Origin of the sequence: Saccharopolyspora shandongensis, from assembly GCF_900106995.1 — a bacterium.
GTDB lineage: Bacteria > Actinomycetota > Actinomycetes > Mycobacteriales > Pseudonocardiaceae > Saccharopolyspora > Saccharopolyspora shandongensis.
The window spans coordinates 1-20,738 of the sequence record NZ_FNOK01000016.1 but is presented as its reverse complement, the minus strand read 5'-3'; the positions used below and the strand labels follow the sequence as shown (position 1 = coordinate 20,738).

General features: G+C 68.6%; 22 protein-coding genes. 15 read left to right on the top strand and 7 right to left on the bottom strand.

What is annotated here, in order from left to right:
• Positions 1-121 precede the first annotated feature (121 nt).
• Positions 122-1,276 carry an alkaline phosphatase PhoX gene (locus tag BLW84_RS18515; RefSeq protein WP_093266974.1) on the top strand — a complete coding sequence of 385 codons (1,155 nt, stop codon included), beginning with the start codon at positions 122-124 and terminating at the stop codon, positions 1,274-1,276.
• 153 nt (positions 1,277-1,429) lie between these two features.
• Complete coding sequence (locus BLW84_RS18510) at positions 1,430-2,584, top strand: alkaline phosphatase PhoX (RefSeq protein WP_093266972.1); 1,155 nt, start codon at positions 1,430-1,432, stop codon at positions 2,582-2,584.
• On the opposite strand, the gene BLW84_RS18505 is transcribed toward BLW84_RS18510, so the two are convergent.
• Together BLW84_RS18505 and BLW84_RS18500 are read right to left on the bottom strand one after the other, a co-directional pair.
• Positions 2,562-2,993: a hypothetical protein gene (locus tag BLW84_RS18505; RefSeq protein ID WP_093266971.1), complete on the bottom strand. Its 432-nt coding sequence runs from the start codon at positions 2,991-2,993 to the stop codon at positions 2,562-2,564. The genes BLW84_RS18510 and BLW84_RS18505 overlap by 23 nt on opposite strands.
• On the bottom strand, positions 2,990-3,232 hold the full coding sequence (locus BLW84_RS18500; RefSeq protein WP_093266969.1) for an HC3 family zinc finger protein: 243 nt from the start codon (positions 3,230-3,232) through the stop codon (positions 2,990-2,992). The genes BLW84_RS18505 and BLW84_RS18500 overlap by 4 nt, the downstream gene beginning before the upstream one ends.
• 189 nt (positions 3,233-3,421) lie before the next feature.
• Between BLW84_RS18500 and BLW84_RS18495 the strand changes: the two genes are divergently transcribed.
• A complete protein-coding gene (locus BLW84_RS18495) occupies positions 3,422-4,282 on the top strand; it encodes a helix-turn-helix domain-containing protein (RefSeq protein ID WP_093266968.1) in 861 nt (286 codons plus the stop codon).
• Positions 4,283-4,303: 21 nt separating this feature from the next.
• Positions 4,304-4,489 carry a DUF397 domain-containing protein gene (locus tag BLW84_RS18490; RefSeq protein WP_093266966.1) on the top strand — a complete coding sequence of 62 codons (186 nt, stop codon included), beginning with the start codon at positions 4,304-4,306 and terminating at the stop codon, positions 4,487-4,489.
• Positions 4,490-4,594: 105 nt separating this feature from the next.
• Here BLW84_RS18490 and BLW84_RS18485 read toward each other — a convergent pair whose 3' ends face one another.
• From BLW84_RS18485 to BLW84_RS18475, 3 genes are all read right to left on the bottom strand, one after another.
• On the bottom strand, positions 4,595-5,227 hold the full coding sequence (locus BLW84_RS18485) for a class I SAM-dependent methyltransferase (RefSeq protein WP_177226544.1): 633 nt from the start codon (positions 5,225-5,227) through the stop codon (positions 4,595-4,597).
• 151 nt (positions 5,228-5,378) lie between these two features.
• Complete coding sequence (locus BLW84_RS18480) at positions 5,379-6,884, bottom strand: alpha/beta hydrolase (protein WP_093266963.1); 1,506 nt, start codon at positions 6,882-6,884, stop codon at positions 5,379-5,381.
• A gap of 106 nt (positions 6,885-6,990) precedes the next feature.
• Entirely contained in the window at positions 6,991-7,449 is a 459-nt protein-coding gene (locus BLW84_RS18475; RefSeq protein WP_093266962.1) for a helix-turn-helix transcriptional regulator, read from the bottom strand.
• Positions 7,450-7,747: 298 nt separating this feature from the next.
• Between BLW84_RS18475 and BLW84_RS47530 the strand changes: the two genes are divergently transcribed.
• The 6 genes from BLW84_RS47530 (at position 7,748) to BLW84_RS49120 (ending at position 14,679) form a co-directional block, all read left to right on the top strand.
• Positions 7,748-8,854 carry a hypothetical protein gene (locus BLW84_RS47530; RefSeq protein WP_177226543.1) on the top strand — a complete coding sequence of 369 codons (1,107 nt, stop codon included), beginning with the start codon at positions 7,748-7,750 and terminating at the stop codon, positions 8,852-8,854.
• 76 nt (positions 8,855-8,930) lie between these two features.
• Positions 8,931-10,169, top strand: coding sequence for a hypothetical protein (locus BLW84_RS18465; RefSeq protein ID WP_245761227.1), 1,239 nt, complete (start codon positions 8,931-8,933; stop codon positions 10,167-10,169).
• Positions 10,166-10,642: a hypothetical protein gene (locus BLW84_RS18460; protein WP_093266959.1), complete on the top strand. Its 477-nt coding sequence runs from the start codon at positions 10,166-10,168 to the stop codon at positions 10,640-10,642. Before BLW84_RS18465 ends, BLW84_RS18460 begins: the two co-directional genes overlap by 4 nt.
• Positions 10,639-12,066, top strand: a complete 1,428-nt coding sequence (locus BLW84_RS18455) for a hypothetical protein (protein WP_093266957.1) — start codon at positions 10,639-10,641, stop codon at positions 12,064-12,066. Before BLW84_RS18460 ends, BLW84_RS18455 begins: the two co-directional genes overlap by 4 nt.
• A gap of 30 nt (positions 12,067-12,096) precedes the next feature.
• Positions 12,097-13,290 (top strand): hypothetical protein, encoded by a 1,194-nt coding sequence (locus tag BLW84_RS18450; protein ID WP_093266956.1) that lies wholly within the window; start codon positions 12,097-12,099, stop codon positions 13,288-13,290.
• 993 nt (positions 13,291-14,283) lie between these two features.
• The gene (locus BLW84_RS49120) at positions 14,284-14,679 is read left to right on the top strand and encodes an aminotransferase class IV (protein WP_245761226.1); all 396 of its coding nucleotides are present in this window, start codon (positions 14,284-14,286) and stop codon (positions 14,677-14,679) included.
• Between the two features lie 23 nt (positions 14,680-14,702).
• Here BLW84_RS49120 and BLW84_RS18440 read toward each other — a convergent pair whose 3' ends face one another.
• Positions 14,703-15,047 carry a MerR family transcriptional regulator gene (locus BLW84_RS18440; protein ID WP_093267143.1) on the bottom strand — a complete coding sequence of 115 codons (345 nt, stop codon included), beginning with the start codon at positions 15,045-15,047 and terminating at the stop codon, positions 14,703-14,705.
• A 413-nt stretch (positions 15,048-15,460) separates the two neighbouring features.
• On the opposite strand from BLW84_RS18440, the gene BLW84_RS18435 reads away from it, so the two are divergent.
• The 5 genes from BLW84_RS18435 to BLW84_RS18415 all read left to right on the top strand — a co-directional run bounded on the left by BLW84_RS18435 (position 15,461) and on the right by BLW84_RS18415 (position 20,275).
• The gene (locus BLW84_RS18435) at positions 15,461-16,090 is read left to right on the top strand and encodes a hypothetical protein (protein ID WP_143060991.1); all 630 of its coding nucleotides are present in this window, start codon (positions 15,461-15,463) and stop codon (positions 16,088-16,090) included.
• A 10-nt stretch (positions 16,091-16,100) separates the two neighbouring features.
• Positions 16,101-16,919 carry a transporter substrate-binding domain-containing protein gene (locus tag BLW84_RS18430; protein WP_093266953.1) on the top strand — a complete coding sequence of 273 codons (819 nt, stop codon included), beginning with the start codon at positions 16,101-16,103 and terminating at the stop codon, positions 16,917-16,919.
• A 77-nt stretch (positions 16,920-16,996) separates the two neighbouring features.
• On the top strand, positions 16,997-17,965 hold the full coding sequence (deoC, locus tag BLW84_RS18425; protein ID WP_093266951.1) for a deoxyribose-phosphate aldolase: 969 nt from the start codon (positions 16,997-16,999) through the stop codon (positions 17,963-17,965).
• Positions 17,965-19,404, top strand: a complete 1,440-nt coding sequence (locus tag BLW84_RS18420) for an aldehyde dehydrogenase family protein (protein ID WP_093266950.1) — start codon at positions 17,965-17,967, stop codon at positions 19,402-19,404. Before deoC ends, BLW84_RS18420 begins: the two co-directional genes overlap by 1 nt.
• Positions 19,397-20,275, top strand: a complete 879-nt coding sequence (locus BLW84_RS18415) for an aldehyde dehydrogenase family protein (protein WP_177226541.1) — start codon at positions 19,397-19,399, stop codon at positions 20,273-20,275. Before BLW84_RS18420 ends, BLW84_RS18415 begins: the two co-directional genes overlap by 8 nt.
• A 148-nt stretch (positions 20,276-20,423) precedes the next feature.
• Here the strand turns inward: BLW84_RS18415 and BLW84_RS18410 are convergent.
• Positions 20,424-20,738, bottom strand: a 315-nt coding sequence (locus BLW84_RS18410; RefSeq protein WP_177226540.1) for a transposase, incomplete at its 5' end; no start/stop codon positions are given.

Here is a 20,738-nt window from a genome sequence, read left to right as displayed (position 1 = left end):
GGCGTCACCCGAACGAGGGCCGTGCGCGGAGTGCCCGCGGTGGGACCGAACGGCGGTAGTTGGCGTCCGGCCGGCTCCGGCAGGATGGGGATCCGCCGCCGACGGACTGAAGGGAGTCGTTGTGCGGCGTCGTTCTTTTCTCCGCGCTGCCGTGATCGGTGGCGGTGTTGCCGCCTTCTCCGGCGGGCTGTGGACCGGGGCCGCCGTGGGCGGGCCGATCCGCCGGGTGGCCGATAGCCCTTACGGGCCGCTGCTTCCCGCCGATGACAACGGGATCGAACTGCCCGAAGGATTCACCAGCCGCCTCGTCGCGCAGTCCGGCGAGAAGGTCGAAGGCACCTCTTACACCTGGCACGACGCGCCGGACGGCGGTGCTTGCTTCGTCGACGGCGACGGCTGGATCTACGTGTCCAACTCCGAGATCGAGCCGGGCGGCGGCGTCGGCGCGGTCCGGTTCGACTCCGGCGGCGGCATCGCCGACGCCTACCGCATCCTGGACGACACGCGGCGCAACTGCGCCGGTGGGGCGACACCGTGGAACACCTGGCTCTCCTGCGAGGAAGTCGGCTACGGGTACGTGTTCGAGACCGATCCGTGGGGCGCGAAGGACGCGGTGCGGCGGGACGCGATGGGCAGTTTCAACCACGAGGCCGCGGCCTGCGACCCGGTGCGCAAGGTCATCTACCTGACCGAGGACGAGCCGGACGGCTGCTTCTACCGGTTCCGCCCGGACAACTGGGGCGACCTCGGCGCCGGCGGGCTGCTGGAGGTGCTGGTCGCCGGAGACGGAACGTCGGGCAAGGCCACCTGGGCGGAGGTTCCCACGCCGACGCCCGACGACGGCGACACCCCGACCCGCGAGCAGGTCGCCGACGCGAAGCACTTCGACGGCGGCGAAGGCTGCTACTACGCCGCCGACAAGTGCTGGTTCACCGCCAAGGGCGAGAACCAGGTCTGGCAGTTCAACGCCGCCGACGACACCTTCGAACTCGCCTACGACGGCGACGGCGAACTCGGCGGCGTCGACAACGTGACCGGCACTTCGTTCGGCGATCTCTACGTGGCCGAGGACGGCGACAACATGGAGATCTGCATCATCACGCCCGACGACGTGGTGGCGCCGGTGGTGCGGGTGAACGGCCAGGACGAGTCCGAGCTGTGCGGGCCCGCGTTCAACCCGGCCGGCGACCGGCTGTACTTCTCCTCGCAGCGCGGCACTTCCGGCTCCTCCTCCGGCGGCATCACCTACGAGATCACCGGCCCGTTCCGCCACTGACCCGGCTCACCGGCCGGTCATCCCGCGGTCGGCGGGATGACCGGCCGGTGAGCCACAAGCTCGCGGATTTGCCCCCGAACAGCGGTAGTTGGCGCCCGATCGGTTCCGACACGATGGGGGTCCGCCGCCGACGGGTCGTTGAAAGGAGTCGTTGTGCGGCGTCGTTCTTTTCTCCGTGCTGCCGTGATCGGTGGCGGTGTTGCGGCCTTCACCGGCGGGTTGTGGACCGGGGCCGCCGTGGGCGGGCCCGTCCGGCGGATCGCCGAAAGCCCTTACGGGCCACTGCTTCCCGCTGATGACAACGGGCTCGAACTGCCCGAAGGATTCACCAGCCGCGTCGTCGCGCACTCCAGCGACAAGGTGAAGGGCACCTCCTACACCTGGCACGACGCGCCCGACGGCGGTGCTTGTTTCGTCGACGGTGACGGCTGGATCTACGTGTCCAACTCCGAAGTCGAGCCGGGCGGCGGCGTCGGGGCGATCAAGTTCGACTCCGGCGGCAACGTCACCGACGCCTATCGGATCCTGGAGGACACGCGGCGCAACTGCTCGGGCGGCGCAACCCCTTGGAACACCTGGCTTTCCTGCGAAGAGGTCAGCTACGGGTACGTGTTCGAGACCGACCCCTGGGGTGTCAAGGAGGCGGTGCGCCGGGACGCGATGGGCAGCTTCAACCACGAGGCCGCGGCCTGCGACCCGGTCCGGAAGGTAATCTACCTGACCGAGGACGAGCCGGACGGCTGCTTCTACCGGTTCCGCCCGAACAAATGGGGAGATCTGGGCGCGGGCGGGCTTTTGGAGGTCCTGGTCGCCGGGGATGGAACGTCGGGCAAGGCGTCGTGGGTGGAGGTTCCGGAGCCGACGCCTTCCGAAGGTGACACCCCGACGCGCGAACAGGTCTCCGAGGCGAAGCACTTCGACGGCGGCGAGGGCTGCTACTACGCCTCCGACAGGTGCTGGTTCACCACGACGGGCGACAGCCGGGTGTGGCAGTTCAACGTCGCCGACGACACCTTCGGTCTCGCCTACGACGGCGACGGCGAACTCGGCGCCGTCGACAACCTGACCGGCAGCTCCTTCGGTGACCTCTACGTCGCCGAAGACGGCGACAACCTGGAGATCTGCATCATCACCCCGGACGACGTGGTGGCCCCGATGCTGCGGATGACCGGCCAGGATTCCTCCAGCCTGACCGGACCGGCGTTCAACCCGGCCGGCGACCGGATGTACTTCTCCTCGCAGTACGGCCCGTCCGGCGAGTTCTCCGACGGCTACACCTACGAGATCAGCGGCCCCTTCCGCCACTAGGTGCCCGTGCGTACTTCGTGTTGCTGTGGCAGCAGAAAGTGCGCACGGGACCTGACCAGGGGAAACGTGACCCCAGCCAGATGTCGATAGGCGGCTGGGGGTGCACGTCGATGTCCCACCAGAGCCGGTGGCGGCCGACGTACTCCGCCACCGGCTCCTCCGGCCACCGGATCTCCTCCTCCAGCGGATCGTCCGCAGTTTCAACTGAGACTGCGGCGATGCGGGCGGTGCGTTCGGCTTCCAGCGCCTCGCTGAGCTGCCACACCATCACCTCGCCCGGCCCGGCACCGGCGTGCTGACCGGTGCCGCCGCGTATCGGCATCACCGCGAGAGCTCCTGCCACGACGGCGAAAGCTCCGAGCACAGCGAGGTATCCGACCGGGTTCTGGATCAGATTCAGGAGAATCACGACGCATTCTCCTCGCCGGCTTGCGCATCGCGGCGGGATCGCGCTTCGTCCCAACAGGATTCGCAGGTGGGTGCGAGCCATTCGACCTCGGTGGGCTCGCCGACAGTCAAGGTCATCCCGCACAGGGTTTCCCGCCTTTGACCGGGCTGCGGCGGCTGGTCCGGGTACAGGCCGTGCCGGATGCCGCCGAAAGGCCGCCAGTAGGCGACCAAGCCCCGCCGCTGGAACAGCTCGAACACGTTGCCTCCCAACCGTTGTCGGAGAGACGGTGACCCCGGCCCGGGGGTTCGGGGGGCGAGACCGGAGCCACCGTCGGGCAGTAACAGTCCGTATTGCTATCGTTACCGCCTGAGATCAAGGTAGAGACTTGTTCGCTAATTAGCCAGCTCGTCCACTCGGACGTGTAGTCGAAACCGGCGGAGGACCCGATGGCACCGAGCTCACCAACAGTCGCCAACTGGGCGTTGGGCCTGCGGCTGAAGGAGAAACGTGAGGAGGCAGGCCTCAGCGGCATCGCCGCCGCCAAGTACATCGGGATCACCGGCGCGTACTTGTCCGAAGTCGAGAAGGGCAAGAAGAACCTGTCTTCGGATCGTATGAGCGCTGTGATCGAGTCGTACGAGTTCAGCGAAGAGGAAGCCGACGAGCTTCGGGCGCTACGAGACGACGCCAGTCAACGAGGGTGGTGGAACAGCTACTCGGCGATCTTCAGCGATGAGCTGCTCCGATTCTTCGGATACGAGCACGGAGCCGAAAGCCTGCACACCTACGACAGCGGCCTGATGAATGGCCTGCTGCAGACCGAAGACTACGCGCGAGCCGTTATCGAATCAGGCAGTCCCAATGTCCGATTGGCCGAAGCTGAACGGCGAATCAAAGCCCGACTCACTCGGCAACGCCGACTGCGCGGCGAAGACCCGCTTCGCATCTCCGCAGTCATGAGCGAAGCCGTACTCCGCCAGCAAGTAGGCGGAGCCGCGGTTCTCAAGGCGCAGCTTGAACACCTTGCCGACTTGGTGGACGAGCTACAAGACACCCTGGAAGTTCTAGTCGTGCCCTTCGAAGCGACCGGACATCACGCGATGGGCGGGTCCGCCTTCCACATCATGACGTTTCCGAGCGGGCGGCTGCCAACGCTGCTCTGGCAAGAGACTGTGACCTCGACGAATCTGATCACGGATTCGCTGACGGTCCGCGAGTACGCACTTGCCCATGCCGAGGCAGCGAAAGCAGCACTGAGCAGGGAAGATTCTCTCCAACTCATCCGGAGTATCTTCAGATCGTTGTGATGCCACATTAAGGTGGCATGCATGAGCTCGACCCCGAAGACTTGGCGCAAGTCCAGCTACAGCGCGAGCAACGCCTCATGCGTCGAGGTGGCGGTGACGCCGGGAGTGGTCGGAGTCCGCGACACCAAGGACCGCACCGGCGGCACCCTCACCTTCAGCCGGCTCCAGTGGGCCGGGTTTCTCTCCGCGCTGCGGCAAAGCGCCTGATCAGATGTCGTGAGTGTTGAAGCCGGTAAGAACCGGCTTCAACACTCACAACCGTGCCTGGACACGGCCCCGCGCACGACAACGGGCAGCCGTGAGCTGCGTCGATCACCGACCGCCGGGCTTGCGCCACAGCAGGGAATGACGCCAGAAGAGATGGCGGCGCACCTGGGCCCCGGGGAGGACTTCCCCTGCCGCGTCCCGAATTTCCGCGAAGGTCGCATTCGCATCCTGGACCGGCATGCCTTCGTCGTGCGGTTTGCCCGCGCGGCCGCGCGTGGCCAGGTACGCGCCGACGGCGGCGTTCGCGGGGAAGCTGGCCGCTGCCATGGCGAAGTCGGCCGCGGACTCCTCCCGGTAGAGACCGATGACGGCGAGCACTCCGCCCGGACGGAGCAGCGAAGCGAGCCGGGTCAGGCCGGGGCGCAGCGGCATGTGGTGCAGGCTCGACACGGCCGTCACCGCGTCGTAGCCCTCGGGATGCAGGTCGGCATCCAGCACGTCGCCGCGAAGCCACCGCACGTTCGTCGCGGACGTCCTGGCCGAGGCCTGATCGATCATCTCGGCCGAAACGTCCAGGCCGTCAACGAAATCCGCGCGCTCGACGAGCCGCCGAACCAATGCGCCGGTCCCGCACCCGACGTCGAGCACCCGCGAACACCGCTGCGGAACCTGCCGCAACAACCACGGGTGGAAGTGCGCGTTGTGATCCCACAACAACGCCCGAGGCAACTGAAACAACGAAACCTCCCCATCTGGTTGCCCCACCAGGAGTGCGACGCCCTCGACCACGCTACTCGGCTGGGGGTGCCCCGAAACTGCGGCCGAAAAGCTCGTGAGCGGTGCTGGTCGCTGGCACGACCACCACCGCTCACGAGTGAAATGCCTCAGATCAGGCCGCGTGGACCGGACGGACGGCCGGGCCGCCCGCCGAAGTCGCGGCCACCGGCGGTTGCGTCGGGTAGACGGCCTCGCAGCGCGTGCCCGGGGCCGGGGTTTCCAGCGTCGTCAGGTACTTCTCGACGTGGCCCGCGATGCAGGCGTTGCGGTAGTACTGGCCGTGGCCGATGCCGTCGTGCTCCAGCAGGACCGAGTTGTCGATCTGGTCCGCCACCGCGAGGTTCCAAGCCGTCGGCGTCGCCACGTCGTACTTGCCCTTCACGATCAGGATCGGCGGCGCGCCGTTGATCGACAGCTCGTGCTGCGGGTTGCTGACCTCCGCGGGCCAGCCCAGGCACGACGTCACGTCGCTCCAGAACGGCGACAGCTTCGTGTGCGGCGCGACCTTCTCCGCCTGCTCCCGGTAGCGCTCCAGCTCCGCGAAGTCGCGGACCTTCCAGCTCCAATCATCGCACCAAATCGCCTGGTAGGAGTTCTGCACCAGCTCCTCCGGCGCGGCCAGCGCGCTGACCGTCGGGTTGCCTTCGGACAGCGCCTTCATCCGGTCCGCCAGCGGGTACCAATACTCCTCCGGCCGGTACATGGCGTTCATCAACTCGCCGCGCAGCGAGCTCGCGCTCAGCGCGGTGCCGGTCGCCGGGTCCATCAGGGTTCCGGCTTCGGCCTTGGCGTGCACGTCGTCCCACACCGCGCGGACGTCCTGGCCGTTCAGCGGGCAGTTCGCGGTCCGCTCGCACCAGTCGGCGAAGGTGTTGAACGAGCCTTCCAGGTCTTCGCTGGCCGTTTCGATGTACCGGCCGCCGGACTTCATGCTGTGGTCCATGTTCGAGTCGATCGTCATCGCCCGGACCCGGTTCGGGAACAGCTCCGCGTACTGCTGCCCGACCTGCGTGCCGTACGACGCGCCGTAGAAGCTCAGCTGCTCCTCACCGAGCGCCGCGCGGATCGCGTCCAGGTCCCGGACCGCGCTGGTGGTGTCGACGAAGTCGAACACCGGCCCGGTGTTCTTGCGGCAGTCCGCACCCAGCTTCGCGTTGTACGCCAGCAGGTCCTGGTAGTCCTGCTCGTTCGCGGGGAAGTCCTTGGGCGCTTGTGCGAGCAGGTCGCTGCTGCACCGGACTTCGTTGCTGCGCTTCACGCCGCGCTGGTCCCAGCTGACGATGTCGAACCGCTTGCGCAGCTCGCCGTCCTGCAGCTTGTTCGCGCCTTCGATGTAGCTGTCGATGCCGGAGCCGCCCGGACCGCCCGGCGCCACGAACAGCACGCCGATCCGGTTCTGCGGCTCGGTCGCGGCCAACCGGCCGATCGCGATGTTCGTCTTCGCGCCGTCTGGGTTGTTCCAGTCGATCGGCACCTCGACGGTGGTGCACTCCCCCTGCCGGTCGCCACATGGTTCCCAGGTGGGACCGGTCGGCCCCGCGAACGCGGTTTGCGCGCCGGCGAGGGACGAGAGCACGAGCGCGGCCGAGGCCGCGACGAGTAACGGGCGTTTGAGCACAGGTTCTCCTCGTGATGAACCGTTGAACGATCACGAGCGTAGGCGCACTTGATCACTCGAACGGACGCATTCGGAGCAAAAAGAGGATTCCTGCGCGAATTTTCGACTAGTCCGCGACGTAGAGGTCGGGATTGTCGGAGAGCGCGGCTACCATCGCGGCGCGCGAACCCACGTCGAGTTTGGTGAAGATCCGTCGCATGTGGGCGGAAACCGTGTACAGGCTGATCTCCAGCACCCCCGCGATCGATCGGTTGGTGTAACCGAGACCCACCATCCGCGCGATCTCGCGCTCGCGCGGGCTGAGCACCTCGTCGACCTTCGGTGCGACCGGCACGAGCAGGCACCGCATGCCGAGTTCCGTCATGTCGAGCAGGGGTTTCCGGGCCACCCGGTGCGGTCCGGCGAGCTCGCCGACCCGGCGCACCAGGGCCTGCACCAGGTGCTGCACCAGCTCGTCCGAGCCGGGGTCGGCGCCGAGCCTCTCCTGGCCCCGCCACGGCGATTCCCGCTCGGGAAGTCCTCTGCGGGCGTGCGGAACGGATGTGGCGATCGAGTCATTCGGCATGTACCGGCCTCCCCAGTCCCGAATGCGGGTCGGCGGGTCGCACCATCCCGCCATCGGCTCGCTCCCCCTTCGCGAGCCGGTCACGGTCTTCGCCGCGGCGCATACCAGCAAAACCAACATCGTCTGTTCGCGCATCGTCGGTTCGTGTGACACCCGGATCATCTAGGGCGGACGGCGGGCGCTTGAACGTGCGACTACCACCCGAATGCCGGTTGCCCTGGACTGTTCGCACGCGCTCACCGACGGCCGGCTCGACGGAAAGAGCCGCCGGACGCGGTGCAGGACAGGAGGATCCGCCATGAGTCGCTACCGAGCCGTCGACGGCGAGCTGGAGGACGAGCTAGGCCGCGAGCTGGAGGACGAGTTCGAGTTCGAGGACGAATTCGAGGACGAGCTCGAAGGCCTCGCCCACGAGCTGGAAGACGAAGACGAGTTCGAGGACGAGTACGAAGACGAAGACGAAGACGAGCTCGAAGACGAGCTGGAGGACGAGCTCGACGCCGAGTTCGAGGACGAGCTCGAAGCCCTGATCCAAGAGCTGGAGGACGAGCTCGAAGACGAAGACGAATTCGAGGACGAAGACGAGTACGAGGAGGAGTTCGAGGCGCTCGTCCGGGAGTTGGAGGGCGAGTTCGAGTTCGAGGCGGAGTACGAGGACGAGGGTTTCGCCAACCCGGCGCGCCGGGTCTACCCCGACGCCGAGCTGATGGCCAACCTCGCTTTCCAGGCCGAGCAGGCTGAAACCGAGGACGAGGTCGAAGGCTTCCTCGCGCCGCTGGTCGGGCTGGCCGCGCGCGGGCTGCCCATGCTGGCACCGATGATCCGCAAGGCGGCGCCGATGCTGAGGCGCGGCATCGGCAAGATCGGGCGGAGGCTCTGGAAGGGCAAGGCCCGGCGCAAGATCCGCAAGATGCCGATGTTGCTCAAGAAGGTCGCGCAGCGGCTCAAGCGCAAGCCTCGCTCCCAGGGACCCCTCAAGAAGCGGAAGTACACGGGGGCGCGGCGCCGCCCGAGGAACACCAACTTGGCCCGGCGCAGGAACGCCAACGCCTCCCGCCGCGCTAGCGTCCAGCGCAAACGCCGTGGTGCCCAGAAGAAGCGAACCACCACGGTCCGGCAGCCCGGACGTCCCAAGAAGTACACCGGGAAGCGGCGGAAGCAGGGCCCGCTGACGCTGATGCCGGGTGCGGTTTCCAACGCGCTCATCAGCGGAGCCGCCGGCGCCCTGCTGAAGCCGCTCGGCGACTTCGCCAGCAGCCTGTTCGAATACCCCGATGACGAGCCCCGCATGCGTCCGGCCAGGCGGAACGGCTACCGGACCGCGAGCGATCGGCGTAGGGCGCAGCCGACGGCAGCCGCACGCCGCGATCTGCAGGGCGGCAGAATCAATGGGCGCCGCGGCTGAGCTGCGGCTGGTCGCGTCTCGCTCGCGGCCGGCGCCGCAGCAGACATCCGCGTCGAACCGGGAACTCCGTAACTGGGTGCGAACCCAGGGAACGAACGTTGAACGGCACCTCGACGCGCTGCGCCCGTTCGGTTGGGAAGAGTTCGGCGATCCGGCGACCGGGCCGAGCCGTGCTCACCTGGTCGCGGTCAACGACACCATGAACACGCTGCGCAAATCGCTCCGCTCGGCGACCCGGGACGCCCGCCGCGCCGCCGAGGCGGCGTTCGCCCACCCGAGTCCGGAGCGGCTGCAGGACGTGCTGCGCACGAAGACGCGGGCGCAGCGCTGGGTGAAGGAGACCGAGCGGATCTGGGATTTCTACCTGGAACTGTTCAACCAGCGGCAGAGCCGGTTCGCGCCGTGGCTGGTGGCGGCCGACCGCATCGCCCTGGACTGCTACCAGTACGCCTACCTGGGGATCGGGCGCTGGCGCTCGATCCCGACCCCACCGCCGTTCTGCTACCTGGAACCCAGCCACGGCCCGGCGACGTCGCGTCGCGGCATCCCGCTGCGGCGGATCAGCAACCGGGTCAACCCGTTCCCGCTGATCCAGCTGCCGTTCCACCGGCTGGTCAACCCGTGGACCCTCGGCGCGGTGCTGCACGAGGTCAGCCACAACCTGCAGAACGACCTCGGGCTGGCGCGGGCGATCCCGCTGCAGGTCGCGGCACGGCTCACCGAGGCCGGGGTGCCGAAGGCGGTGGTGTCGATCTGGGTGCGGTGGAACCGGGAGACCTTCGCCGACATGTCCGCGCTGCTGCTCGGCGGTCCGCAGATCGTGGGGTCGCTGTTCGACGTGATCGGCCGGACACCGGCGAAGTCGATGCGGTTCAGCCGCCACGCCGTACATCCGGTGCCCTACCTACGGGGAAAGCTGTCCACCGAGCTGCTTCGGCGGATGGGATTCCCGCGCCGCGCCGAGGCGTACGAGCGCGCCTGGCACGCCCTGTACCCGCGGCCGAAGCTCATCGACGCGCCGCCGACGCTGCTGGCGACCGCGAACCGGGCGATCCCCGCGGTGGTGGACGCGATGTGCTTCACGTCGTTCCCCTCGCTGGGCAACCGGAGCCTGGCGAAGGTGGAGCGGTTCGAGCCCAAGGAACAGCGGATGATCGAGGAGGCCGCCGGGCGGCTGGCCGACGGCGTGTCGCCCGGCGTGGTGCCGGAACGCTTCCTGATCGGCGCCGTCCGGCACGCGCTCGAACAGCGGATGGCACCGCCGCAGCGGCTGGTGCGGTTCTTCATGGAAGAACTGGGGAGGCGAGCGCGGTGACCTTGCGCGACGAATTCCCGTTGCTGGCGCGGGAACTCCGGCAGCTCGCGGCCGCGTGGCGGGCGCTGGAGGTCAGCGTGATCGAGGACCGCCCCAGCGGCGAGAGCCCAGCCGTGTCGGACCGGCTCGCCGAGGTCGTCATCGACGGCAGCGCCGAGCTGCAACCGGCGCTGATCGCGGTCCGCGGCCGGCCGGACGGCGAAGCCCTGCACGCCACAGCGTTGGCGCTGCGGCAGACGCAGCGGCGGCTCGACGACGAGTTCCGGTGCCACCACGCGACCGCCGAACTCATGCGCGCCGTGCGCGGGCGGGGCCCGCAGTGGCTCGGTTGGGCGCACAGCATCCGGTCCGGTGTGGACGGATGCGTGGATTCGTTGCGCAGCACGGAGGACACCATGTTGCGGTGCTGGCGCGAGGCAGCCGAACTCGCGGTGCGGTTCGGCATCGAGGGGAACTGCGAGGGCAGGCGATGACCATCTACGACGACCGCGTCAACGAGGATCGGGGCGCCGCGCTACCGCCCGCCCATGACATAGACAGCGCATATCCGCTGGTCACGCGGCACGAATCGCCGTGCTGCGAGCGTCCCGGCGACATCGCGGCCAAAGCGATCAGCGACGTGCTCGGGTGGAAGTGGCGCAACGGCGACACCAAGGGCTTCACCGCCGCGCTGACCGGGAGCTTCGAGCTCAAGCGCGTCGAGGGGCACACCGAGGCGAACTGGACGCCGCGCGGCTACGCCATCCAGGCCGACCTGGGCGCGGTCACCGGCGGGCAGGCATCGCTGGCCGCGCGGGCGCGCAGCGCGATCAAGGACGCGACCGCGCTGCTCGACTCGCTGAAGCCGCTGCGGCCGGGCGTGGATCCGGAGAACGGCGAGGGCTTCCGCAGCCTGGTGCGCCACGAGCTGGAGGAGATCCGCAAGGAGCTGGAGAGCCCGCTGCTGCGGGTGCCGCGCGTGGACCAGCTCTTCTTGCTACTGCTGGGGAATCCGGCGTCCGCGGTGGACCCGGACCTGGTGCGCGGGCACCTCGGGGAGCTGCGCAACGAGTTCGGGCTGATCGGCGGGCTGGTCAACACCATCGAAGAGGAGCGGATCCAGACCTCGTTCATCACGCTGGTCGACTGGGTGCTGTCGCTGTACCGCGGCTGGCTGGACGCCCGCGGCCGGATCGACCCGTTCGCCCAGCCGGAAACCGGACAGGCGCCGTTCTTCGGCCCGGCCGTCGTGGCGCTGTCGCAGCTGATGTCGGCCGCCGCGGTGCAGACCGAGGAGCTGGTCGCGGCGCTGAGCTCGGTGAGCATCCACCGGGGCGACCGCGAGGTGCTGCGCATCCCCGATCCGGACGGCGGCTCGATGTCGCTCGGCGGGTTGTTGCGCTGGACGTACGAGTTCACCTGCTTCGAGGGCCGCAAGCTGATCGAGGTCGCGGGCAAGGACGGCGTGGACAGCGCGTTCCTGCAGGTCGCGGAGCGACTGGAGCGGCTCGTCGGCAACCTGCCGCGGCGCGGCGACGGCGACGAGCAGGACGTGCCGGGCAACTACCGGGCGACGCTGCCGCCGGGATTCTTCAGCTCCCGGGTGCAGCGCGCGGTCGACGAGCTGCACGACCACCTGCAGGAGATCGTGCGCGTCGCGCGGCCGATCCGGCACGGCGCGAAACCGGCCGACCCGCCGGGACCACCGACCCCGCCGCCCGGCTCCGGGCCCAAGCCACCGGATTCACCGCCACCAGGACCGGCGCCCGAGCCGCCGCCACCCGGGCCTTTCCCGCCGAGCGCGGCACCCGTGCCGGGAGCACCCGCTGCCACGGTCGAGGCGTCGCCCGACCTCGCAGCCAAGCGGCGCAGCCCGCGCAAGCGTCCCGAGCCCAAGCCCGCCCCGCGGCCGGAATAGCGGCCCGCCCGCGCCCCGCACGGAGGAATGATGGCCACCGAAAAGCAATACCGGGAACTGTTCGACCGGGTCGCCGCGCTGCGCAGACAGGTCGCCGGCAACCTGTCGAACGAGCTGGGCAGCGACCCGCAGGTCGGCGAGGCGATCCTGAAGCAGATCGACGACATGCTCTTCGCCGTCGAGGTCGAGGCTAAGAACGAGCCGAAGTCGCCCGACGGCGGCCTCGCGCAGCTGGTCGGCATCGGCGGTGAGGCGGCCGACGACCTCGGCGCGACCCGCATGCCGCACGGCGTCGAGGCCTACGACGAGACCATCGCGTCCGAACGCATCCTCGCCGTCGCCGACCTGTACTACCTGTACCAGCACGAGCGGATCGGCGTGCCGCGCGTCGTGCAGAAGCTGCGGGAGCTGTTCGAGCGCGGCGCGATCCGGCTCTCCGACGGGCCGGGCGCGTTCGGGCTGTACCGGTTCGACCGGCGCGACGTGCTCCGCTACACCAAGCGCGACCGGATCAACGCCTACCGGCGGGTGCTCGGCTACGGGCGCGGGCTGGGCTCGGCGAACTCCCGGCCGAACACCGACTTCCACCGGCTGTTCACGCAGTTCAACAACCAGGTCGCGCTGTTCTGGCGGGACAAGCGGATTTCCGACGTCATCCGGGAACGGGCCCACGACATGGCCTTCGGCAGCATGGCCGTGGTGCGGCGCAGCGGGCTGGACCTGCGCAACAACCTGAAGTTCACCTCCTACGGTCACCTGAACGTGCTGCGGGTCGAGGTCATGCAGCTGATGGACGAGTGCTTCCGCATCCTCAACTCCGAGGACGTCAAGGACCTCTTCGGCGCGGCCAACGCCTGGGACGTGGTGGACGAGGTGCTGATCCGCTACTTCGACGAGAAGCTGGTCACCTCACCGCGGCAGCGGATGGCGGTGACCGGGCGGAACGTGCTGCGCTGGCTGGCGGCGCCGCACATCCTGGAGACGACCCGCTCCGAGTTCGAGGCGCTGCTGCTGGAGGTCGCGGAGCCGGCGGAGGAGTGGATCACCTCGGCGGAGTCGCTGCGGCTGGCCGACCGCACGGGCTCCAAGCAACTGCTCCCGTGGGACCGCCAGCAACCGGCGGGAGTGGCGGCACCGTCCCGAGGGGAGCGCCCGGTGTCCCCGGCGCGGAATCGCCAACCGGCCCTGGCCCGGCGAGCCCGCCTCAACGGCCACCGCAGGTGATCCCGCCCGGATCAGACCGTGCTCCAGCGACATCGCCTCCCCCGCGCCGCCTCACCCCGGCGCAGGGGAGGCAGTTTCAATTGAAACTTGCGGATCGTCGGCGTGTCGGACGTCAACACGCCGGTACCTGTGGACAAACTCCCGCAATTTCAATTGGAAATTGGACCTCCAATTTCCATTGAGCGTCTTTCATCTTGGCTGGTGACCGCAGCCGCGATGGCTAACGGGCCGTATCCCGGAAGCGGTCGCATGCGCCGCAGGCGCATAGCCCACCCACGCAGCTCGCACCGCCGCGGGTTCTCAGCGTTCGCCTGGCGAGGACGGCCCAACCGCCGTGCATCGGACATACATCAGGTTGGGCACCCACAGCCCAGGCGGACGCTGAGGTTCCGCCACCCGCACCGCCACGCAAAACGAGGTTGGAAAAACCTCATTGGAATTGCGCGTCGGAACCCGCGCTGTGATCCACCACACCGCGGGTTGACCTTCCAACCGGTGTCAAGCCCTAGCGTCGCTTCCAAGCCCGGACGGGGCGGTCGGCGAAACCGCCGCCAAGTCCGATCCCGCGATCCTTGGAGCGACCCGTGAACTCTTTCGTCGTGCACCGCAATGGCCGCCCGGCCAACGCTGCGGAGCTGACGCCGCTCGCGTTCGCGGGCTTCGCCCACATGACCGCCATGCAGATCCGCGGCAGCGGGGTGCGGGGCCTCGACCTGCACCTGGAGCGGCTGCGGAACGCCTCGCTGACGATGTTCGGCCAGGTGCTGCCCGATGATCAGGTGCGGTCCTACCTGCGAGCGGCCCTGGACGGCGCCCCGGCCGACCTCTCGTTGCTCGTCACCGTGTATTCGCCGGCGGGCGAGTTCACCGTGGCCGGGCCCGAGGCGACGCCCGAGGTCCTGATCCGCACCTCCCCGGCCACCGACGGCCCCGCGGGCCCGCTGACGCTGGCGACGGTCGAGCACGAGCGGGGAGCTCCCGGAGGTGAAGCACGTGGGCGAGGTGGCCAAGACCTACTACCTGCGGCAAGCCGTGGAGCGGGGCTTCGACGACGCGGCCTTCGTCGACCGCCGGGGCCGGCTCAGCGAGGCGTCGATCTGGAACCTGGCCTTCTGGGACGGCGACGCGGTGGTGTGGCCCGAGGCGAAGATGCTGGGCGGGACCACGATGGGCATCGTCCGCAGGCAGCTGGAACGCCTCGGCGTCCCCCAGCGCACCGCGGAGATCAGGCCCGAGGACCTGCCGGAGCTGTCCGGGGCCGTGGTCATGAACTCCTGGACGCCGGGTGTTGCGGTGCACGGGATCGACTCCGTGCCGATGCCCGGAGCACCGGTCTTCCTGGAGCTGCTGCACCGCGCCTACCAAGCCGAACCGCTCGTCACGCCGTGAGCCGGGACGGCACCCGTCCCGGCTCAGGACTGCGCCAGGTAACCGGCGAGGTTGCTGCGACTGCGCTGCATCTCGGCGATCCGCTCCTCGGCGATCGCCAGCTCCCGGTCCATGATGGCCCGCACGTCCACGCACCATTCGAACTCCGGCAGTTCGCCGCGGACGCACGGCAGCACCGCGCGGATCACCTCGGTGGACAACCCCGCATCCAGCAGCGCGCGAATCTGCCGCACGACGACCACCGATTCCTCGTCGTACTCGCGGTAGCCGTTCGAGCCACGCCGGGCCTCCAACAGTCCCTGGGCCTCGTAGTACCGCAGCAACCGCGCACTGACGCCGCTGATCCGCGCCAGCTCCCCGATCAGCATGTTCCCCACCTCGCCCCTTCCGAACCCAGTAAAGCCGAGCCACCAACAACCGGGCAAAGCACGCCGAGCCGACGGTCGTGATCACAGCTCCCCGCCTGGCCCGCCGACCATCGCAGGTGATCGGCGGGCTCCTTCTTTCCGCTGGCCCTTTGCGGATTCGATGAACAGCCGGGTCGATTAGGCCAAGCGGGCGACTTTTCGGCCGTTGGTCGATCTTTTCGCGCCGCTCGCCGCAATGCTTCGACGCGCGGAACAAGATCGTGCTCACCTTCGTTCACCGGTCATGTCAGCGTGATCGAAGAAGGCCAGCCGGATGGAATATTCCATCCGGCCGGTCCCGACGACTCCTGGGGGACGGTTGACAACTCAACAGCAGCAAGATCGACTCGGCAACGCACATGGGGGTTGATGCCGTGCCGAACTTGGAAAAATTGAAGAAAATAGCGTCCAGGAGATTCTTCTGGACGTTCCTGTTCTTTCTGTGCGTCTTCGGTTTCGGCGCGTGGCTGTTCGCGGTTCAGAGCGGCCCGGAAATCGCCACCATCCTCAGCCTGGTGGTCAGCACCATCGCCCTGATCGCAAGCCCGTCCGAAAGCAGGAACTCGGTCTGGATAGCGCTGGCTTCGGCATTCCTGGTCGTGGCGGCGGGAGCCCTCGGATACGTGCTCTACGACAACCTGCGCAGCGTGAACGTGACCGCGAATGTGCGCTTCGATGGGACTCCCGAAGGAACGACCGAGCTGGTGAACGACCAGGCGGCGACCTTCACCATCACAACCGACGAGTCCCGCGACAACCTGACCATCGGCTTCGGAATCACGGATGCGCCCACGAGCAGCCGCATCCAGGATTGCCGCACCGACCCGGACACCGGGATCTCGCTCAAGCTGGACAGCCAGCCCGTCGCGATCCGGCTGCCGCCGGGGGAAAGCGCGACCGTACCCGTCCACGATGCTCGTGAAATTCACGGCGCGGTGACGATGCACGCCCGGCAGGAATGCCGAGTGCAAGTCCACGTGGCCAGCGCCGAACTGCACAACTGAGGGGGAACCGATGAAAGCACGAGCGATTTCACTCTTGTCCTTGCTCCTGCTGGTCGCGGGATGCTCCGGATCTTCCGATCTGTTCCAGGATCCGAAATTCGCGAGGTTCGGCGTCAAGGCGGACCAGCCCGGTCTCGCCGGGCCCACGCAGGATCCGAACACCCCCGATGGCTTCGAAATCCAAATCGCGTGGACGATCGCGCGGCACTTCGATCGAGACGCCAGTTTTCAGCACATCACCTCCGCTACGCGCGAGAAAAAGCTGCAAACGGGGGAGATGAACGTGGTCATCGCCAGCTACTCGATGACCGATCCGCGCCGAGCCGAGGTCGACATGGTCGGCCCCTACCTCCGATCGAGGAGCGGCATCATGGTCCGTTCCGACTACGACGGACCCGACGAGGTGCATTCCTTCTCCGGAGCCGACGTGTGCACGGCCGACGGCACGACCTCGGTGGATCTGATCGAGCAGGAGCTGAACGACCAGAAGCCGCAGACGGCGCCGAGCTTCGGCGGCTGCATAGACATGCTGAGGCAGCACAAGGTCAAAGCGGTGATGACGGACAAGATCATCCTGGAGGGCTTCGTCCGCAAGTCCGAGGGTGAGTTCTCGCTGCTCGCGGCCGAATTCGGACCGGAGGGGTACTACGGGATCGCGATCCCCAAGAATCACCGGGCCGAATGCCTCGAGATCATGGGGATCATCAAGAACTACGTCAGCAGCACCGACTGGAAGCGCGACTTCGACACGCACTTCCCCGGCGTGAAGCCCGACGACTACGCCGTCGGCCCGGCCCAGGTCGACGCGAAGTCCGCCTGTTCTCCGTGAGGGCCCAGGTCCGCAGCGGGTTGGCGTGATCATTCCAGTCGCGGCGTGGGCTCGGGCTCAGCGCTTAGACTCCGGGCATGGCACAGTCGCCGCCCTTGTCCAAGCTCACCGCGTCCGAGCTCGCCGATGCCATCCGGGACGACCGGTCGTTGCGCCGGTTCCTGCACGGCCTGCCCGGCGTCGACCAGGTCGGGTTGGAGCAGCGGGCCGCCGGCCTCGCGACGCGGAGCATCAAGAAGGCCGCGAAGCGCTGGGCGATCGACACCGCGATCTCGATGATCGACCTGACGACGCTGGAGGGCGCCGACACCGACGGCAAGGTCCGCGCGTTGTGCGCCAAGGCCCGCCACCCCGACCCGGAGCGACCGGACACGCCGCAGGTCGCGGCGGTCTGCGTCTACTCCGACATGGCCGCCACCGCGGTCCGGGCCCTCGACGGCACCGGCGTCCAGGTCGCCTCGGTGGCGACGGCGTTCCCGTCCGGCCGCTCCGCGCTGCCGGTGAAGCTCGCCGACGTGGAGTACGCGGTGGCCGCGGGCGCCGACGAGATCGACATGGTGATCGACCGCGGCGCCTTCCTCTCGGGCCGCTACGGGCAGGTCTTCGAGGAGATCCAGGCGGTCAAGGCGGCCTGCGGCGACGCGCACCTGAAGGTCATCCTGGAGACCGGCGAGCTCGCCACCTACGACAACGTGCGCCGCGCGTCCTGGCTCGCGCTGCTCGCGGGCGGCGACTTCATCAAGACCTCCACGGGGAAGGTTCCCCAGGCCGCGACGCTGCCGTTGACGCACCTGATGCTCCAGGCGGTCCGCGACTGGCGGGATTCCACCGGCGAGCTGCGCGGCGTCAAGCCCGCGGGCGGCATCCGCAACACCAAGGACGCGATCCGCTACCTGGTGGCCGTGCATGAGGTGGCGGGCCCGGAGTGGCTCACCCCGAAACTGTTCCGATTCGGCGCGTCCAGCCTGCTCAACGACCTGTTGATGCAGCGGCGCACCCAGCTCGACGGCCACTACAGCGGCCCCGATTACGTGGCGGTGGACTGATGATCGATAGCCCGTGGGAGTACGCACCGGCGCCGGAGTCGCGGGAGATCGCAAACCTCAAGCCCAGCTACCGGATGTTCGTCGACGGCGAGTTCGTCGACGGCGGCGGCGAGCCGCTGAAGAGCATCAACCCGGCGACCGAGGAACTGCTGGCCGAGGTCTCCAGCGCCTCGGAGTCCGATGTGGACATCGCGGTGCGGGCGGCGCGGCGGGCTTTCGAGCGGACCTGGTCGACGATGCCGGGCCGCGAACGCGCGAAGTACCTGTTCCGCATCGCCCGGCTGATCCAGGAACGCGCCCGCGAGCTCGCGGTGCTGGAATCGCTGGACAACGGCAAGCCGATCAAGGAGTCGCGGGACGCCGACATCCCGACCGCGGCCGCGCACTTCTTCCACCACGCCGGCTGGGCCGACAAGCTCGGCTACGCCGGCTACGGCCCTGACCCGCGGCCGCTCGGCGTCGCCGGCCAGGTCATCCCGTGGAACTTCCCGCTGCTCATGCTGGCCTGGAAGATCGCCCCGGCGCTGGCCTGCGGCAACACCGTGGTGCTCAAGCCCGCGGAGACCACGCCGCTGACGGCCCTGGTGTTCGCCGAGATCTGCCAGCAGGCCGGGCTCCCGCCGGGCGTGGTGAACATCCTGCCGGGCGCCGGTGACATCGGCGCCGCGCTGGTCGCGCATCCCGGCGTCGACAAGGTCGCGTTCACCGGCTCCACCGAGGTCGGCAAGCAGATCCAGCGCAGCGTGGCCGGGTCCGGCAAGAAGCTGACGCTGGAGCTCGGCGGCAAGGCCGCGAACATCGTCTTCGACGACGCGCCGCTGGACCAGGCCGTCGAGGGCATCGTGAACGGGATCTTCTTCAACCAGGGCCACGTCTGCTGCGCGGGCTCGCGGCTGCTGGTGCAGGAGTCGATCGCCGACGAGCTCCTCGAGAAGCTGCGGATCCGGGTGCGGACGCTGCGGGTGGGCGATCCGCTGGACAAGAACACCGACGTCGGCGCGATCAACTCCGCCGAGCAGCTGAGCAAGATCACCGAGCTGGCCGCCAGCGGCGACGCCGAGGGCGCCGAGCGCTGGACCAGCCCGTGCCCGCTGCCGGAGAAGGGATTCTTCTTCTCCCCCACGGTCTTCTCGGGCGTCCACCAATCGATGCGGATCGCGCGCGAGGAGATCTTCGGGCCGGTGCTCTCGATGCTCACCTTCCGCACCCCGGCGGAGGCCATCGCCAAGGCCAACAACACGCCGTACGGCCTGTCGGCCGGGATCTGGACCGAGAAGGGCTCGCGGATCCTGTGGGCCGCGCAGCAGCTGCGGGCCGGCGTGGTGTGGGCGAACACCTTCAACCGGTTCGACCCGACCGCCCCGTTCGGCGGCTACCAGGAATCCGGCTTCGGACGCGAAGGCGGCCGCGCCGGTTTGGAGGCGTACCTCGATGTCTGACAACCGCACCCCGGAGCGGCTAGCCGTGGCCAAGACGTACAAGCTCTACATCGGTGGCTCGTTCCCGCGCTCGGAGTCGGGCCGGGTGTACCCGGTGCACGACGGGCAGGGCGCGTTCCTCGCCAACGCCGCGCAGGCTTCCCGCAAGGACGTCCGCGACGCGGTCGCGGCGGCCCGCAAGGCCTTCGGCAGTTGGTCGGGCGCGACGGCCTACAACCGCGGCCAGGTGCTGTTCCGCATCGCCGAGGTGATGGAGGGCCGGCGCGAGCAGTTCGCCGCCGAGATCGTCGCCGCGGAGGGCCTGTCCCACGACCAAGCCTTGTCCACAGTGGATCAAGCGGTGGACCGGATGGTCTGGTACGCGGGCTGGACGGACAAGATCTCGATGGTGCTCGGCGCCGCGAATCCCGTTGCCGGACCGTACTTCTCGTTCAGCGTCCCGGAGCCCACCGGCGTGGTCGGCGTGCTCGCGCCGCAGGATTCCGCGCTGCTCGGCCTGGTCAGCGTCGTGGCCCCGGTGATCGCGGCGGGCAACACCTGCGTCGTGGTGGCCAGCGCGGACCGGCCGCTGCCCGCCGTGACCTTCGCCGAGGTGCTGGCGACCTCCGACGTGCCCGGCGGGGTGGTCAACGTCCTGACCGGCCAGGCGGCCGAACTCGCGCCCTGGCTCGCCGCCCACGCCGACGTCAACGCCCTGGACCCGACGGGCGCCCCGGCGGAGCTGCGCACCGAACTCGCGCGGGCCGCGGCGGACACGGTCAAGCGGGTCCTACCGGTGCGCGGCGAGCCGGACTGGGCCCGCGAGCCCGACCTCCAGCGCCTCCGGGCGTTCACGGAGGTCAAGACCGTCTGGCACCCGGTCGGCACCTGACGAACCGAAGAAGGTCCGCGATTTCATTGAGGTTTTTCCAACCTCGTTCTGCGTGGCGGTGCCGGTAGCGGCCCCCCTGCGGGAGTTACAGCGCCCGCCTGGCTGTGGGTGCCCTGACTTATTGGGGGGTAGGGCAATTGTGGCGTGTCTAGTCGGCGGCGTAGCGGACTTCTTCCTTGCCGAACAAGGCACGCACGTGGTCGGGCTGGTTCTGGCGACGGCGCAGGTGGGTGCGTGTCGCTGCGGCCAGCTCGGACTTGGTGCGAGGGCTTGTCGTTGCGGTCACGTGATGTTTGATGTCACCGTTGAGCAGTTCGACGGGGTTGAGTTCGGGGCAGTATCCGGGCAGGAAATGCATCTCGATCCGGTCGTGGTGGCGGGCCAGCCAGTCTTTGAGCAGTCTCGCCCGGTGCACGGGGTGACGGTCGGCGATGAGGTGGATCTTGCGGTCGAGCTGGCGGAT

Bases quoted from the DNA above. Each gene is read 5' to 3' on its own strand.
- BLW84_RS18495 (WP_093266968.1), top strand. From the start codon at position 3,422: ATGGCACCGAGCTCACCAACAGTCGCCAACTGGGCGTTGGGCCTGCGG.
- BLW84_RS18490 (WP_093266966.1), top strand. From the start codon at position 4,304: ATGAGCTCGACCCCGAAGACTTGGCGCAAGTCCAGCTACAGCGCGAGC.
- BLW84_RS18475 (WP_093266962.1), bottom strand. From the start codon at position 7,449: ATGCCGAATGACTCGATCGCCACATCCGTTCCGCACGCCCGCAGAGGA.
- BLW84_RS47530 (WP_177226543.1), top strand. From the start codon at position 7,748: ATGAGTCGCTACCGAGCCGTCGACGGCGAGCTGGAGGACGAGCTAGGC.
- BLW84_RS18455 (WP_093266957.1), top strand. From the start codon at position 10,639: ATGACCATCTACGACGACCGCGTCAACGAGGATCGGGGCGCCGCGCTA.
- BLW84_RS18450 (WP_093266956.1), top strand. From the start codon at position 12,097: ATGGCCACCGAAAAGCAATACCGGGAACTGTTCGACCGGGTCGCCGCG.
- BLW84_RS18440 (WP_093267143.1), bottom strand. From the start codon at position 15,047: ATGCTGATCGGGGAGCTGGCGCGGATCAGCGGCGTCAGTGCGCGGTTG.
- BLW84_RS18430 (WP_093266953.1), top strand. From the start codon at position 16,101: ATGAAAGCACGAGCGATTTCACTCTTGTCCTTGCTCCTGCTGGTCGCG.
- deoC (WP_093266951.1), top strand. From the start codon at position 16,997: ATGGCACAGTCGCCGCCCTTGTCCAAGCTCACCGCGTCCGAGCTCGCC.
- BLW84_RS18420 (WP_093266950.1), top strand. From the start codon at position 17,965: ATGATCGATAGCCCGTGGGAGTACGCACCGGCGCCGGAGTCGCGGGAG.
- BLW84_RS18415 (WP_177226541.1), top strand. From the start codon at position 19,397: ATGTCTGACAACCGCACCCCGGAGCGGCTAGCCGTGGCCAAGACGTAC.